General features: G+C 63.5%; 11 protein-coding genes. 7 read left to right on the plus strand and 4 right to left on the minus strand.

What is annotated here, in order from left to right; translation table 11 throughout:
- Positions 1 to 169 precede the first annotated feature (169 nt).
- A complete protein-coding gene (locus FJW03_RS27205; protein WP_140766757.1) occupies positions 170 to 1,924 on the minus strand; it encodes an ABC transporter ATP-binding protein in 1,755 nt (584 codons plus the stop codon).
- A gap of 152 nt (positions 1,925 to 2,076) precedes the next feature.
- Here FJW03_RS27205 and FJW03_RS27210 point away from each other — a divergent pair, with 152 nt between their 5' ends.
- Positions 2,077 to 3,357, plus strand: coding sequence for an amidohydrolase family protein (locus FJW03_RS27210; RefSeq protein ID WP_140766758.1), 1,281 nt, complete (start codon positions 2,077 to 2,079; stop codon positions 3,355 to 3,357).
- Positions 3,358 to 3,463: 106 nt separating this feature from the next.
- Entirely contained in the window at positions 3,464 to 4,387 is a 924-nt protein-coding gene (locus tag FJW03_RS27215; RefSeq protein ID WP_140766759.1) for a DMT family transporter, read from the plus strand.
- Positions 4,388 to 4,404: 17 nt separating this feature from the next.
- Here the strand turns inward: FJW03_RS27215 and FJW03_RS27220 are convergent, their stop codons facing one another.
- Positions 4,405 to 5,307, minus strand: a complete 903-nt coding sequence (locus FJW03_RS27220) for a phosphotransferase family protein (protein ID WP_140766760.1) — start codon at positions 5,305 to 5,307, stop codon at positions 4,405 to 4,407.
- A gap of 88 nt (positions 5,308 to 5,395) precedes the next feature.
- Between FJW03_RS27220 and FJW03_RS27225 the strand changes: the two genes are divergently transcribed.
- On the plus strand, positions 5,396 to 6,028 hold the full coding sequence (locus FJW03_RS27225) for a class I SAM-dependent DNA methyltransferase (protein ID WP_140691086.1): 633 nt from the start codon (positions 5,396 to 5,398) through the stop codon (positions 6,026 to 6,028).
- Here the strand turns inward: FJW03_RS27225 and FJW03_RS27230 are convergent.
- Together FJW03_RS27230 and FJW03_RS27235 are read right to left on the minus strand one after the other, a co-directional pair.
- On the minus strand, positions 6,025 to 8,478 hold the full coding sequence (locus tag FJW03_RS27230; protein ID WP_140766761.1) for a GcvT family protein: 2,454 nt from the start codon (positions 8,476 to 8,478) through the stop codon (positions 6,025 to 6,027). The two genes, FJW03_RS27225 and FJW03_RS27230, sit on opposite strands and share 4 nt — an antisense overlap.
- On the minus strand, positions 8,475 to 9,362 hold the full coding sequence (locus FJW03_RS27235) for a phosphotransferase family protein (RefSeq protein ID WP_140766762.1): 888 nt from the start codon (positions 9,360 to 9,362) through the stop codon (positions 8,475 to 8,477). The genes FJW03_RS27230 and FJW03_RS27235 overlap by 4 nt, the downstream gene beginning before the upstream one ends.
- Before the next feature lie 382 nt (positions 9,363 to 9,744).
- Between FJW03_RS27235 and FJW03_RS27240 the strand changes: the two genes are divergently transcribed.
- The 4 genes from FJW03_RS27240 to FJW03_RS27260 all read left to right on the plus strand — a co-directional run bounded on the left by FJW03_RS27240 (position 9,745) and on the right by FJW03_RS27260 (position 14,355).
- Positions 9,745 to 10,521: a DeoR/GlpR family DNA-binding transcription regulator gene (locus tag FJW03_RS27240; protein ID WP_140613422.1), complete on the plus strand. Its 777-nt coding sequence runs from the start codon at positions 9,745 to 9,747 to the stop codon at positions 10,519 to 10,521.
- A 231-nt stretch (positions 10,522 to 10,752) separates the two neighbouring features.
- Positions 10,753 to 11,664, plus strand: coding sequence for a LysR substrate-binding domain-containing protein (locus FJW03_RS27250; protein ID WP_140766763.1), 912 nt, complete (start codon positions 10,753 to 10,755; stop codon positions 11,662 to 11,664).
- A gap of 217 nt (positions 11,665 to 11,881) precedes the next feature.
- On the plus strand, positions 11,882 to 13,036 hold the full coding sequence (locus tag FJW03_RS27255; protein WP_140691572.1) for an ABC transporter substrate-binding protein: 1,155 nt from the start codon (positions 11,882 to 11,884) through the stop codon (positions 13,034 to 13,036).
- Between the two features lie 95 nt (positions 13,037 to 13,131).
- Positions 13,132 to 14,355, plus strand: a complete 1,224-nt coding sequence (locus FJW03_RS27260; RefSeq protein ID WP_226890446.1) for an IS481 family transposase — start codon at positions 13,132 to 13,134, stop codon at positions 14,353 to 14,355.
- Positions 14,356 to 14,560: the final 205 nt, after the last annotated feature.

The following is a 14,560-nucleotide window of genomic DNA, read 5'->3' on the forward strand; positions in this document are numbered from 1 at the left end:
GAAGGGGCTGGCGGCAACCTCTTAGCATTCTTGCAACAACGACAAATTGGGCGAAGCCGTTGGTGCCGACCTCTTTCTCCCCGTCCCTATACGGGGAGAAATGTCCGGCAGGACAATGAGGGGCAGCACAAACTCTGCAGGACTGTCCTCGGCTTGCGCTGCTCCACATTCACGGCATCAACTGATACTCATAAAGCTTTTGGTAGAGCCCGCCCTGGCTGAGCAGTGTCTTGTGTGGGCCGTTCTCCACCACCTTGCCGGCTTCCAGCACCACGATCGTGTCGGCCTGGTGCACGGTCGACAGGCGGTGCGCGATGACGATGGTCGTGCGCCCTTCCGTCAATTGCTGCAGCGCGTCGCGGAACAGGGCTTCCGATTCGGCGTCGAGCGCGCTGGTCGCCTCGTCCAGCAGCAGGATTTCGGCGTTGCGCAGCATGGCGCGTGCGATCGAGATGCGCTGGCGCTGGCCGCCCGACAGCAGACCGCCATTCTCGCCGACATCGGTCTCGTAACCCTTCGCCTGCGTGATGATGAAGTCGTGGGCATTGGCCGCCTTGGCCGCGGCAATCACCTCGTCGTCGGTCGCGCCCTGCCGCCCGAGCCGAATGTTGTGCATGATCGTTCCGGCAAACAGGAACGTGTCCTGGCTGACATAGGCGATCTTTTCCCTGAGCGATGCGAGCGTTGCATGGGAAATATCCTGCCCGTCGAACAGCACCTTGCCGCTCTTCGGGTCGTACATGCGCATGATCAGGTTCAGGATCGTCGACTTGCCGCCGCCGGAAGGCCCGACCAACGCCGTCATCTTGCCGGGCGCGAAGGTCAGGTCGAACCGGTCGAGCACCGGCGGGCCACTCTGATAGGCGAAGCTGACGGCGTCGAACCGGATTTCGCCCGGTCCGGCCCTAAGCGGCGTTGCATCCGGCTTTTCGGCCAGCGTCAGCGGCTCGTCGGCCAGCTGGAACATCATGCGCACGCCGACAATGCCGCTTTCCAATGCGATGCGCACGCGCGCCAGGCGCTTTGCCGGCTCATAGGCCAGCAGCAGTGCCGCGATGAAGGCCATGATGCCGCCCGGCGTCTGGCCGCCCTGCAGCACCAGCAAGCCGCTGACCAGCACGGCGCCGGCGATGGCCAGGCCGGCCAGTGTTTCCATCACGGGACTGGTGATCGCCTCCAGCGTGGCGACGTTGTTGGCACGGTCCTCGACGTCCGAGACCGCCCTGTACATGCGCTTGCGCATCAGGCCTTCGAGATTGAACGATTTCACCACGCGCACGCCGATCGCGGTTTCCTGCATCACCTGCACGATCTGGCCGACCGAGCGGAATTCCATGGCCGCGAACTTGCGCACGCGTTTCAGGATGCCGTTGACGCCGTAGATGGCCAGCGGACCGACGACGAAGCAGATCAGCGACAGCGCCGGCTGCTGCCAGACCATGACCCCGATCAAGGCAGCCAGAGTCACCAGATCGCGCACATAGGAGGTGACGATGAGGTCGAGCACGTTGCGCGCCGCCTGGGCATTGTTGGTCATGCGGGTGATCAGGTCCGACGACGAGGTCGAATGGTAGAATTCGATGCCTTGCGCCAGGATGCGGTCGTAAATATTGCGCTGCCGCTCGGCGATGATGGCGTTGCCGACCCGGCTCATGAAATAGGCCTGGACGAAATTGGCGATGCCCTTGACGATGAAGATCGCGGCGACCGCCATGGCGATCATGTTGACGCGCTCGATTCTTTTGTCGATCACGAATTCATTGGTGATTTCGCGCAGGATCCAAGCGCTGGCAGCCGTCATGCCGGCCACCAGCAGCATCGAAAGAATAGCTGCGCCGTAGCCGGCCCTGTGCTGCCGGAACGATTCCCTGAGCAGCCTCGCCACGAGGCGCTGGTTCTCCGTCGAACGGAAGAAACGAAACAACGGCTGATCCTTGATGCCGGGATGTCGAAGGCGGCTTATAGAGGGAGTTGCGGCCGGATGGAACCATTGGCGGCTTCTGGAAAGAAACCGCTGCGGCATGTTGTCTTTTGGGACACGATGGAAAAGTGATTCTTGAAGCGGGATGACGACAGATGGACTTCGACCTTATCGTTCGTGGCGGCACGCTGCCGGATGGCAGGATTGCCGATCTCGGCATCAGCGGCGAGACGATCGCGGCGATCGAGCCCAGGCTGGAGGGTTCCGCCCGGGCCGAAATCGACGCCCGTGGCAATCTGGTGTCGCCGCCCTTCGTCGATCCGCACTTCCATATGGACGCGACGCTCTCCTATGGCATTCCGCGCATCAACGCGTCGGGCACGCTGCTCGAAGGCATTTCGCTGTGGGGCGAACTGAAGCCGCTTTTGACGCATGAGGCGGTGCGCGACCGCGCGCTCGCCTATTGCGACTGGGCGGTGTCGATGGGGCTGCTCGCCATCCGCACCCATGTCGATGTCTGCGACGACCGGCTGCTGGCGGTCGAGGCTCTGCTCGACGTCAAGAAAACGGTCGCTCCTTACATCGACCTGCAATTGGTGGCGTTTCCTCAGGATGGCTTCTATCGCTCGCCGACGGCACGCCAGAACACCATCCGTGCGCTCGACATGGGCGTCGACGTCGTTGGCGGCATTCCGCATTTCGAGCGCACCATGGCCGACGGCACGCGCTCGGTGACGGAGCTCTGCGAGATCGCGGCCAAGCGCGGCCTGATGGTCGACCTGCATTGCGACGAGACCGACGACCCGCTCTCGCGCCAAATCGAGCAATTGGCCTATGAGACGCAGCGGTTGAGGCTGCAGGGCAGGGTGGCCGGCTCGCACCTCACCTCGATGCATTCGATGGACAATTATTACGTTTCGAAGCTTTTGCCGCTGATCGCGGAAGCCGGCGTCTCTGCCATCCCCAATCCGCTGATCAACATCATGCTGCAGGGCCGCCACGACACCTTCCCGAAACGCCGTGGCCTGACCCGGGTCAAGGAGATGCAGGCGCTCGGCATCCGCGTCGGCTGGGGCCAGGATTGCGTGCTCGACCCCTGGTATTCGCTGGGCACCGCCGACATGCTCGACGTCGCCTTCATGGGCCTGCATGTCGCCCAGATGTCGAGCCCGGCCGACATGGCGCGCTGCTTCGACATGGTCACCAACGTCAACGCCGCCATCATGGGGCTCGACCATCTCGGCCTCGCGGTCGGCAAGCGCGCCAGCCTCGTCATCCTTGACGCCGGCAATCCGATCGAGGCCCTGCGTCTGCGTGCCGAGCGCATTTGCGTCATCGCCAGGGGCAAGGTGGTGGCGGAGCGCACGAGGCAGGATACCAGGCTTTCGATCGAGGGGAGGCCAGCGGCGGTCAACCGCAGGCACAAAGCCACCTAGGCCCAGCCGATTCCCGGTTCTGGTCCCGCGATTTCCCGGATTCTCCTCGTCAAAGCCCCTGCTTCCGTCTACGACGCAGCTTCGCATGAGAGGAATCGGGATCGGCATGACGCAGCCCGTGGCGCAGAATTCCACAATCAGGAACGTGCTTCTGGCCGGCATTTTGTTGATGCTGGCCGGCGACTTCCTGTTCGCGCTGAACGATGCGATGGGCAAGTGGCTGGTCGCCAGCTTCTCCGTTGGCCAGGTGGTGCTGATCCGTTCGATCGGCGCCTTCTTCGTGCTGGGTCCGATGATCGCCCATCAGGGCACCGCCAAGCTGTTTCGCATGGAGCGGCCCGAACTGCAGATATTGCGTGTCGTCATGACCACGCTCGACACCGCGCTCTTCTATGCCGCTGTCGTCTATCTGCCGCTGGCTGATGTCATGAGTTTCTATATGGCCGGGCCGATCTATGTCGCGGCACTCTCGCACCTGCTGCTTGGCGAAAAGGTCGGCTGGCGCCGCTGGCTGGCGATCCTGCTTGGCTTCTGCGGCGTGGTGATCATGCTGAAGCCATCCTCTGCCGCGTTCTCCTTGTCGTCGGGCTTCGCGCTTGCCGGCAGCATCGCCTTCGCCTTCGCCATCATCCTCAACCGGCGGCTGCGCGGCACCAGCGACACCAATCTGGTGACATGGCAGACGATCGGTACGCTGCTGGTCGGCAGCGTCCTGACCATCGGCGCTTGGCGCACACCTTCGGCGCTCGACGTCGGCGCCATGCTGCTGCTCGGCATCGTTTCCTGCGGCGCGCATCTGATGATCACGCGGGCGCTGAAACTGGCGCCGGCCTCGACGCTGGCGCCGCTGCACTACACGCTGCTCCTTTGGGCAGTGGTGTTTGGACTGGTGTTCTTCGGCGATATTCCCGGCCCGCGCATCCTGATCGGCTCCGGCATCATCGTGCTGGCCGGCCTGTTCATCTTCCACCGCCAGAAGGTGGTCGACACCACGGTGCCACCCGAAAATGTGCCGAAGGGCGTCAATTAAAGCCCGGATTCTGGTGCCTAACCCAAGCGTATCACGGCCAGGTGCCGTGAAAACTCCGGCGTCTCCATCAGCGCCCTGCAGCGCGCGAAGCGGCTGTCGGCATAGGCGCGGAAATCGTCGACCGGGTTGTTGTTGGCAAGCTGGATCAGCCCCCACAGTGTCCACAGCAAGTCGCACATCGCCTTGTAGATGATGATACGGCCGTGTTCCGCAGGTCTCGCCTCGCCACCGAAATAGGCGCGCATCATCTCTTCATCCTGGAAGGCATCGAATTTGCCTTCCACGCTGAGATCGCCGAGATCCCACAGCGGATCATTCATTCCCGAATATTCCCAGTCGACGATCCACATCCTGTCGCCCGTATCGAGAAAATTCTCGCACAGCGGATCGCAATGGCAGGCGACGAGCGGCAACGGATGGGCGGCGAGGGCGGAGCGCACGCTCTCCGCCTCCCGCACCACGTCGTGATAGCCCGCGGGCAGGGCGACGTCCTTGGTCGAAAGCACCTTGAGATAGTCGTCGATCATCGCGAACAGTTCGAAGCGGAAGGGGAACACGGCGCCCGATGTGTGCAGCTTGCGGAAGGCTTCGCCGGCGCGGGCCGGACTGCCCGGCCGTTCCCTGAATTTCTCCGGCGACATCGTCTCGGCCCCGGCGATGAAGCGCGTCACCATCACGCCGGTGTCGGCGTCGACATAGAGCACTTCCGGGCTGACGCCGGCCTTTGCCGCGGCGCGCGCCGCTACCGCTTCATTGGCGCGGTTGATGTATTCCTGGGTGCCTTTGCCGGGGATGCGCAGGCAGTAGTCACCGGCCCTGAAGACGAGGTTGGTGAGGCCGCCAAGCCGGTCCAGCGACCCGGTATAGCCGGCCAGCACCGGAATGGCGTCAAGTGTTGCCCGCGCCTCGTCTGTCGCCATGGCTGCGCCCCACGCCGTTATTTCTTCGCGGCAACGGTTCCACAATTTTCGCCGTTTGGCTATCATCCCTCAAGGGATTGGTGAGTACGTGGCGGACAGCAAACATCAGGGCGCGCTCGGCGCGGTCTACGCGGCCAAGCGCCCGGAAGAGGTGGCGGCACTCTATGATCGCTGGTCACAAACCTACGACGCCGACATGTCGGCTGCCGGCTACCGCCATCCGACCATCTGCCTTGCGTTGCTCGCCCGTCATCTGCCACGCGGCTCAGCCCCGCTGCTCGATGCCGGGGCAGGCACCGGGCTGATCGGCGAATGGCTTGACATAACAGGCTATCCCCAGGTCGAGGCGCTCGACATCTCGCAAGGCATGCTGGACCAGGCCGCGCGCAAGGGCGTCTATTCGGCCCTGCATTGCCTGGCGCTCGGCGGTCGGCTGCCTTTCGCCGATCATGCCTATGCGGGGATCATCTCGGCCGGCGTGTTCACCTCGGGCCATGTCGGCGCCGAGGGGCTGGACGAACTGATCCGCATCTGCCGGCCCGACGGGGTGATCGTGCTGACGGTCAAGAACACGCTTTGGGACCAGGGTTTTGCCGCACGCATCGCCGAACTCGAGGCGCAAGGCCTCGTCACCCGCGTTGAAGAAACGCGCCCCTACGTCTCGATGCCTGGCGAGGCGGATACCGTGCCGAGCCGTGGTCTCGCCCTGCGGGTGAACTAAGCTTTCACCCTCTCCGCTGTCGGATCGTACATCGGCTCGAGATGGATTTTGGCCGGCGTCCGCTCCATCGCGACCACCAGCTCATAGCCGCCCGAGATGAGGAAGTCGTCGCTGACGCCATCGGCGTTGCGCACATAGCCGTAGCCGATATTCCTGCCGATCGTGTAGCCATAGCCGCCGCTGGTGAGATAGCCGACCGGCTCGCCATTGCGCAGGATGGTCTCGCGCCCGAGCAGCACGATCTCCGGATCATCAACCGTGAAGCCGGCAAAACGCTTCTTCAAGGGTGCGCCGCCAACTTTCTCGAGCGCGCGCCGTCCGACGAAATCGGTGTTCTTGCGCAGCTTGACCGCCCAGCCGAGGCCGGCTTCCTGCGGCGTGTCGTTGGGGGTGATGTCGGAGCCCCAGGCGCGGTAGCCCTTTTCCAGCCGCAGCGATTCCAGCGCCCGATAGCCGACTGGGCGGATGCCGTGTTTCTTGCCCGCCGCCATCAGCGCGTCGAAGACTTCGCCTGTCGCCGCGATCGGCACGTGCAGTTCCCAGCCGAGCTCGCCGACATAGGTGACGCGCAGCGCCCGCACGATTTGGCCGGCGATTGCGATCTCGCGCACATGGCCGAACGGGAAGCCGGCATTCGATACATCGGCCACGGTGACGGCCGCAAGCACGTCGCGTGCGCGCGGCCCCATCAGCGACAGCGTGCCGAAATCCTCGGTGACATCGGTCAGCCTGGCATTGAGGCCCTCGCCGATATGGTCGCTGATCCATGAGGCATCATGGGTGCGAAAACCGGTGCCCGTGACGATGTAGAATTTTTCCTCGGCCAACCGCGCCACCGTCAGGTCAGCCTCGATGCCGCCGCGCGTGTTGAGAAGTTGCGTATAGATCAGCCTTCCGGTGGGCTTGCTGACATCGTTGGCGCAGATCCAGTCCAGCGCCTTGGCCGCATCGGGCCCGCTCAACTCGTATTTGGCGAAGGAGGACTGGTCGAAAATGCCGACTTGCTCGCGCACATGCCGGTGTTCGTCGCCAACCGCCGCGAACCAGTTCTGGCGCCCCATCGAATAGATGTCCTTGGGCTCGACGCCATTCGGCGCGAACCAGTTCGGCCGTTCCCAGCCGAGCTTCGAGCCGAACACGGCGCGCTGCTCCTTCAGCCTGTCGTAAAGCGGCGAGACGATGCGCGGCCGGCCGCTGGCATACTCCTCGTGTGGAAAGCCGATCGTGTAGTGCTTGCCATAGGCTTCCAGCGTGCGCTCGCACACCCACTGCCGGTCCCGGTGCAGGCTGGAAAAACGCCTGATGTCGACCACCCACAGGTCGAGCGGCGCCTCGCCGTCGACCACCCACTGCGCCAGCACCCAGCCGGCGCCACCGCCCGAAGCGATGCCGAAGGCATTGAAGCCGGCGCCGACGAACATGTTGGCGCATTCGGGCGCCACGCCGAGGATGAAATTGCCGTCCGGCGTGAAGCTTTCCGGCCCGTTGATCATCTGCTTGACGCCGACGGTTTCCAGCGCCGGCACGCGCGCGATCGCCTGCGTCATGTGCTGCTCGAAATGATCGTAATCATCGTCGAACAGCCGGAATTGCCAGTCATTGGGCACGTCGCCCCCGGCGAAATCGGTCGTCCATGCCTGCGGGTTCGGCTCATAGCCGCCCATCACCAGCCCGCCGACCTCTTCCTTGAAATAGGTGCGCCGGTCTGGGTCGCGCAGCGTCGGCGCGTCGGTCGCCAGCCCCTCGATCTTCTCGGTGATGATGTACTGGTGCTTCACCGGCTGCAGCGGCACGTTGATGCCCGCCATGGCGCCGACCTGCCGAGCCCATTGCCCGGCGCAGTTCACCACCTTGTCGCAGGCGATGTCGCCCTGATTGGTCTTCACCGCCGTGATGCGGCCGTCCTTCATCTCGAAGCCGGTGACGCGCACATCCTCGTAGAGTTTGGCGCCATGCATGCGCGCGCCCTTGGCCAGCGACTGCGTGATGTCGGAGGGGCTCGCCTGGCCGTCGGTCGGCAGCCAGGAGGCGCCGACAAGGTCGCCGGTCTCCATCAGCGGCCACATCGCCTTGACCTCCGCCGGCGACAGCAACTGCATATCCATGCCGAAACTTTTCGCCGTCGTCGCCAGCCTTTTGTACTCGGTCCAGCGGTCGGCATTGGTGGCGAGCCGCAGGCAGCCGGTCATCTTCCAGCCGGTGGCAAGCCCGGTTTCGGCCTCCAGCCCCTTGTAGAGGTCGACCGAGTATTTGAGCACTCGGGTGATCGATGCCGACGAGCGCAATTGCCCGACCAGACCGGCGGCATGCCAGGTCGAGCCCGAGGTCAGCTTGCCCTGTTCGAGCAGCACCACGTCGGCCTTGTGGTCGCGCGCCAGATGATAGGCCGTCGAACAGCCGATGATGCCGCCGCCGATGACGACGATCGCGGCCTGGCTAGGCAAGGTCATGATTTCAGAATCCCGTATTTTGTCCGGTAGTTTTCCAGCGCCGCGTCGAGCCGCACCAGGTTTTCCTCGGTGTAGGCGACGTAGTCGATACCCGGTGCGTCGAGATAGAGTTCCGACACCATGCTCCACATCGCCTCGCGCAGCAGCGAGGCGCATTGCATGGCAGCGTGCGAGCGGCGGATCGCCTCGTCCGGTTCCTTCATGAAATAGGCGGTCAGGAAAGCAAAAGATTCCTCGTCGCTCATGCCCGCGTTCGAGGCGACGCCGGCAAGGTCGAACATCGCCGTGTTGAAGCCGGCATATTCGAAATCGATCAGCCACAGCCGGCTGCCGTCGTCAAGAATATTAGCCGGCAAAAGATCATTATGGCCAAAGACGATCGGCAACAACTTCTGTGCCCGCTCCAGCTCGTCGGCCAGCGCCAGGAACCGCGGCAGGTCGCCACGCTTGCGGCTGCCGCCTTCCTCAAGCGTGCGGGCGTAGTCGCGGATGACGTGGAACACCCAGAACATGAAGCCGGCGCCGGAGATATGGTTTGGCATCTCACGGTGGAAGCCGCGCATCAGGGCCGCGACCCGGCCAAGATTGGCACGCACGTCCTCGGCCAGATAGGTCTTGGCGCCGAGAAACGCCGTCACCATGATCCCCGGTTCCGCATAGCGGACCGCCGGCGCGAAACCGGCGGCATGCGCTGCCCGCGCGGTCATCACCTCGCGCTCGCGGAAGACGTGGTGGAATGGATAGTCCTGGCCGAAGCGCACGACATGTTTGCCGGTCGTGTCCGTGACGACAAAGTTGGCGTTGCTCAGGCCACCCGGCAGCGGAGCGATCTCGATGCTGCCAGTCCAGCAGGGCAGGGCGCGGATGCGATCTTCGGCGGTCACGAGCTTGCCCCGGGTTCAGCCAGTCTTCGGCATAGCGATGGTGAGAAGGAACGCAAAACCTCGTCGGTGCGGGATACCGGGAACTGTATCCCGCACCGCATCGACGAGCCCCTTGGCCGGTTTTTGACCCCGGCATCCGCCCCCCGCGGATCTGAAAAATCTGGCGCCAGGCATGTTCCAGACGAACTGGCCAGTCGGTTGCGGCTCTGCCATCACCCTCCCGTGGCAGTTCCGAGCCTGTCACGAAGTCAATCTCACGCCAGCGTCGCGTCGCTGTCAATAAAAAGCTGTGACTTTTTTTGGGTGTTTTGCCCGAAAGCAGAAGGCATTCCTTTAAAAGCGTTAGGAATGCCCTAGAATCGGTCAATTTTGGGACGCTCAGATGATCCACTCGAAACGGCATGGCGAAATCCTGCGGCTGCTGCAGGAAGAGGGAACCATCACCATCAACAGCCTGGCCGACCGGCTGGGCGTCTCGCTCGAGACCGTGCGCCGCGACGTCAAGCCGCTCACCAGTGACGGCTCGGTGCTGAAGATGCATGGCGCCATCGGCCTGCCGTCGATGATCGGCGAAGCGCCGTTCGAACGCCGCATGCGCGAGAATGCCGATGCCAAGCGCGTCATTGCACGCATGGTCGCCGCCACCATTCGCGACGGCGAGTCGATCATGCTCGACACCGGCACAACGACCTCGTTCCTGGCGCGGGAGCTGCTCGGCCACCGGCGCCTGACGGTCGTCACCAACTCGTCGGACATCGCCCGCACGCTGGCCACCGTCAACGGCAACAAGGTCTACATGGCCGGCGGCGAACTGCGCAGCGATTCAGGCGCTGCGTTCGGGACTCCGGCCATCGAGTTCGTCAGCCGTTTTTCCGTCAGCCATGCCATCATCTCCATCGGTGCCGTCGATGCGGTGACAGGTGTCATGGACTACGATCTGGAAGAGGCCGAATTCGCACGCATGGTGCTGTCGCGCGGCCAGCGTTCGCTCGTCATCACCGACCACAGCAAATTCGGCCGTCAGGGTCTTGTTCAGGTCTGCGGCTTCGACGGCTTTTCCGAGCTTGCCACCGACTTGGCACCGCCGCGCGACATAGCCGCGGCGCTGGCGCAAGCCGGAGCGCGGCTCAGCATCGCGCGCGACGCAGCCGGGTTCTAACCGAACACCAGCGACTGGTGGGCGCATACGCCCGCGAACGTCCCGCCCGACACGGCAAAGGCGATGTTGTGCATCGCGCGTGCCGCGTCTCCGGCGGCATAGGCATTGCGCTACGGTCCCGCATGGCGGCGGCGCATCAGGCTGACGCTCGGCTGAGCGCCGGCTCTCCAGCCACGGGATAAGCACTGCCACTGGCTTTTCTTCGTGGCTGCGGCGGTGTTTAGTCCGGCCATGGCCTTCACCATCCGCCAGTTGCAATTCTTCGTCGCCGTCGCCGAGCAAGGCACGGTGTCGCGCGCGGCACAAAATCTCTCCATCTCGCAATCGTCGGTCACCGAGGCGATCAAGGAGCTCGAAAGCGATCTCGGCGTCGAACTGTTCGACCGCCATCCGCGCGGCCTCAACATCACCCACAAGGGCCACCAGTTCCTGCGCCACGCCACGAAGATACTCGCCGACGTGTCCGACGCCCGCCGCTCTTTTTCCGGCGAGAAGGCTGCTTTCGGCGGCCGGCTGCAACTCGGCGTCACTTCACTGGTGGCCGGCTATGTGCTGTCGGACCTGCTTGCCCGCTACCGCCGCGCCTATCCCGGCGTCGAGGTCTCGGCCATCGAGGACAATGGCGACTATCTCGAACATCTGTTGATCGGCGGCAAGCTCGACATTGCCGTCATGGTCACGTCGAATCTGCGCGATCGCATGGCATTGCAGTCGGAAATCCTCGAAGTTTCGGCCTATCGCCTCTGGCTGCCGCTCGGCCATCCGCTCGCCGGTGCCGACATCATCGGCATCGGCGACATCGCCTCCGAGCCGCTGATCATGCTCACCGTCGACGAAATCGAGGAGAACACCGGCAAGCTGCTGACGGCGATCGGCGCCAAGCCGCATGTCGCCTTCCGCACCCGCTCCGTGGAAGCCGTTCGCAGCCTTGTCGCCACCGGGGCCGGCGTGGCGCTGCTGCCCGACCTTGTCTACCGGCCATGGTCGCTGGAAGGCGACCGCATCGAATCGCGCGATGTTTCCGGCGCTTTGCCGGTGGTTCAGGTTGGCATGGTTTGGCGGCGCGGCTCCGGCCTGCCGCAGGCGGCGCGCGACTTCGTCGGGCTTGCCCAATCGCAGCGGACGGTCCGGCAGCGCCCTTGATCCATCAGCGTCAATCTATCGGAAAAACCGATACCGCATTTCTGATAAATGAATTTGCGAAACCGGAATTTTCCAAGCACCTTGCGCTTCAGGAACCAAAGCCGCCACCAGAGCGGCATCAAGTCCGTCGACGAACTGACATTTTTCGGTCCGCGCATGACCTTTGGCGAAAACCGGAACCGGTTTTCGGGCCAGGCGCCAAAATGGGAGATTGATGATGAATTCATTCCTGAAGTCATGCACTGCGCTGACGGTCGCGTTGACCTTCTCAGGTCAGGCCATTGCCCAGGTTAAGGAGCTTGGCAAGGGCGAAGGCCAGGTCAACATCGTTGCCTGGCCGGGCTATATCGAGCGCGGCGAAACCGACAAGGGTTATGACTGGGTCACGTCCTTCGAGAAGGAGACGGGCTGCAAGGTCAACGTCAAGACGGCCAACACCTCCGACGAGATGGTCTCGCTGATGAACGAAGGCGGTTTCGACCTCGTCACGGCTTCGGGCGATGCCTCGCTGCGCCTCGTCGCTGGCAAGCGCGTGCAGCCCATCAACACCGATCTCATCCCCAGCTGGAAGACGGTCGACGACCGCCTGAAGGATGCGCCATGGTTCACCGTCGGTGGCGTCCACTACGGCGTGCCCTATCAGTGGGGCCCGAACATCCTGATGTACAACACCGACGTGTTCAAGGAAGCGCCGAAGAGCTGGAATGTCGTGTTCGAGGAGATGAACCTGCCGGACGGCAAGTCCAACAAGGGCCGTGTCCAGGCCTATGATGGGCCGATCCACATTGCCGACGCCGCCAACTACCTGATGTTCCACAAGCCGGAGCTGGGTATCAAGGACCCCTACGAACTGAACGAAGACCAGTACAAGGCAGCACTGGCGCTGCTGCGCGTCCAGCGCACGCTGGTCGGCCGCTATTGGCATGACGCGGCGATCCAGGTCGACGACTTCCAGAACGAAGGCGTTGTCGCTTCGGGTTCGTGGCCGTTCCAGGTCAACACGCTGGTCGCCGCCAAGAAGCCGATTGCCTCGACCGTTCCCGAGGAAGGCGTCACTGGCTGGGCCGACACCACCATGATGGAAGCCGATGCGGCCAATCCGAACTGCGCCTATAAGTGGCTTGAACATTCGCTGGCGCCGAAAGTGCAGGGTGACGTTTCCGCCTGGTTCGGTTCGCTCCCTGTCGTGCCCGCCGCCTGCAAGGGCAACGAGCTTCTCGGCGAGGAAGGCTGCAAGACCAACGGCTACGAGAACTTCGACAAGATCAGGTTCTGGAAGACGCCGGTCTCGAAATGCGCCAGCCAGAACGACCAGTGCGTGCCCTACTACCGCTGGGTGTCGGACTATATCGGCGTCATCGGCGGTCGGTGATCCCCTTACCCTCCCCTGTAGAGACCGGGGAGATGGTGGACAGGCGTTCGGAGACATCGTGGACACTTCCCGAGCATCGAATCGGGAGGGACGGAATGCCGTTTTGCGAGGTGTCCGCGATGGCTCAGAAGCGAGAGTTCGTGATGTTTGCCTTGAATGAGGGGGCGAACGTTCGAGAGCTTTGTCGACGGTTCGGGATCAGTCCGACGACCGGCTACAAATGGATCGAGCGGTATCAGGCGGAAGGGCTGGCCGGGCTGACCGAGCGATCGCGCCGCCCGCACTCGAGTCCGCAGCGCACCGCTTGGCAGGTTGAGGCGAAGGTGTTGGAGGTACGCGACAAGAGCAACAACGTCTGGGGCGGCCGCAAGATCAAGGGGGCGCTGGAGAAGGATAGTGAGCTCGAAATCCCGGCGGCAAGCACGATCACCGCGATCCTGCGCCGTCACGAGCGGCTGACGGAGGCTGGAGCGGCGCAACATCCGGGACCATGGCAGCGCTTCGAGCGGGAGACCCCCAACGAGCTGTGGCAAATGGACTTCAAGGGTCACTTTGCCATCCATAGCGGCCGCTGCCATCCGCTCACCACGCTCGACGACCATTCGCGCTTCAACCTGGTGCTTTCTGCCTGCGGCAATGAGCAGGGCCGAACGGTGCGCGGGGAGCTGGAGATTGCCTTTCGCCACTATGGTTTGCCGCTGGCGATGCTGATGGATGGCGGCCCGCCGTGGAGCGATCCCGGCGGCGAGCCCTACACCGTGTTCAGCGTTTGGTTGTTGCGGCTTGGCATCCGCGTCCTGCACGGTCGACCGCGCCACCCCCAGACGCAAGGCAAGGAAGAGCGCTTCCATCGCACGCTGAAAGCCGAAGTGATCAGCGGGCGAAGCTTCGGCGATCTCGCCGATTGTCAGCGGGCCTTCGACCAATGGCGTCCGCGTTATAACCACGAACGGCCGCACGAGGCACTCGACATGGCGACGCCGGCCGAGCGGTACCGGCCGAGCCCACGCTGCTTCCCTGAGGTGTTGCCCGCGATCGAATACGGACCAGGTGACAAGGTCCGCAAGGTCGACAGCGATGGCTTCATCAGCTTCAGGAACCGACCTTGGCGGATCGGCAAGGCCTTCCGCGGCGAGCTGGTGGCACTTCGCTCCACTGACCAGGATGGCCTCTTCAGCGTGCACTACTGCTCGCATCGGATTGCCACCCTTGACCTGCGCTCCACCGACAGGGAGGCCTGTGGACTTGTGGACAACGCTAAGCCTTGCCCACAGGGTCCACACCCCAAACAACAACAAAAACAACCCGTCTCATCATGATGAAAAAATGTGTCCACGATGTCCCCGAACACCTGTCCACCTTGTCTCCGGCACAAACACTCCCCCTTGTGGGGAGGGTCGACGCAAAGCGTCGGGGTGGGGGGCAGCGCGGACGTTCGGCGCTAACCACCCCCACCCGCGGCTTCGCCGCGACCTCCCCCATCGAGAGGGAGGTAAGGCGTCGTGCGAACCCGTTTAACCGGCA

The organism is Mesorhizobium sp. B4-1-4, assembly GCF_006439395.2.
In the GTDB taxonomy this organism is placed as follows: Bacteria; Pseudomonadota; Alphaproteobacteria; order Rhizobiales; family Rhizobiaceae; genus Mesorhizobium.

Bases quoted from the DNA above. Each gene is read 5' to 3' on its own strand.
- FJW03_RS27210 (WP_140766758.1), top strand. From the start codon at position 2,077: ATGGACTTCGACCTTATCGTTCGTGGCGGCACGCTGCCGGATGGCAGG.
- FJW03_RS27215 (WP_140766759.1), top strand. From the start codon at position 3,464: ATGACGCAGCCCGTGGCGCAGAATTCCACAATCAGGAACGTGCTTCTG.
- FJW03_RS27220 (WP_140766760.1), bottom strand. From the start codon at position 5,307: ATGGCGACAGACGAGGCGCGGGCAACACTTGACGCCATTCCGGTGCTG.
- FJW03_RS27230 (WP_140766761.1), bottom strand. From the start codon at position 8,478: ATGACCTTGCCTAGCCAGGCCGCGATCGTCGTCATCGGCGGCGGCATC.
- FJW03_RS27240 (WP_140613422.1), top strand. From the start codon at position 9,745: ATGATCCACTCGAAACGGCATGGCGAAATCCTGCGGCTGCTGCAGGAA.
- FJW03_RS27250 (WP_140766763.1), top strand. From the start codon at position 10,753: ATGGCCTTCACCATCCGCCAGTTGCAATTCTTCGTCGCCGTCGCCGAG.
- FJW03_RS27255 (WP_140691572.1), top strand. From the start codon at position 11,882: ATGAATTCATTCCTGAAGTCATGCACTGCGCTGACGGTCGCGTTGACC.
- FJW03_RS27260 (WP_226890446.1), top strand. From the start codon at position 13,132: ATGCCGTTTTGCGAGGTGTCCGCGATGGCTCAGAAGCGAGAGTTCGTG.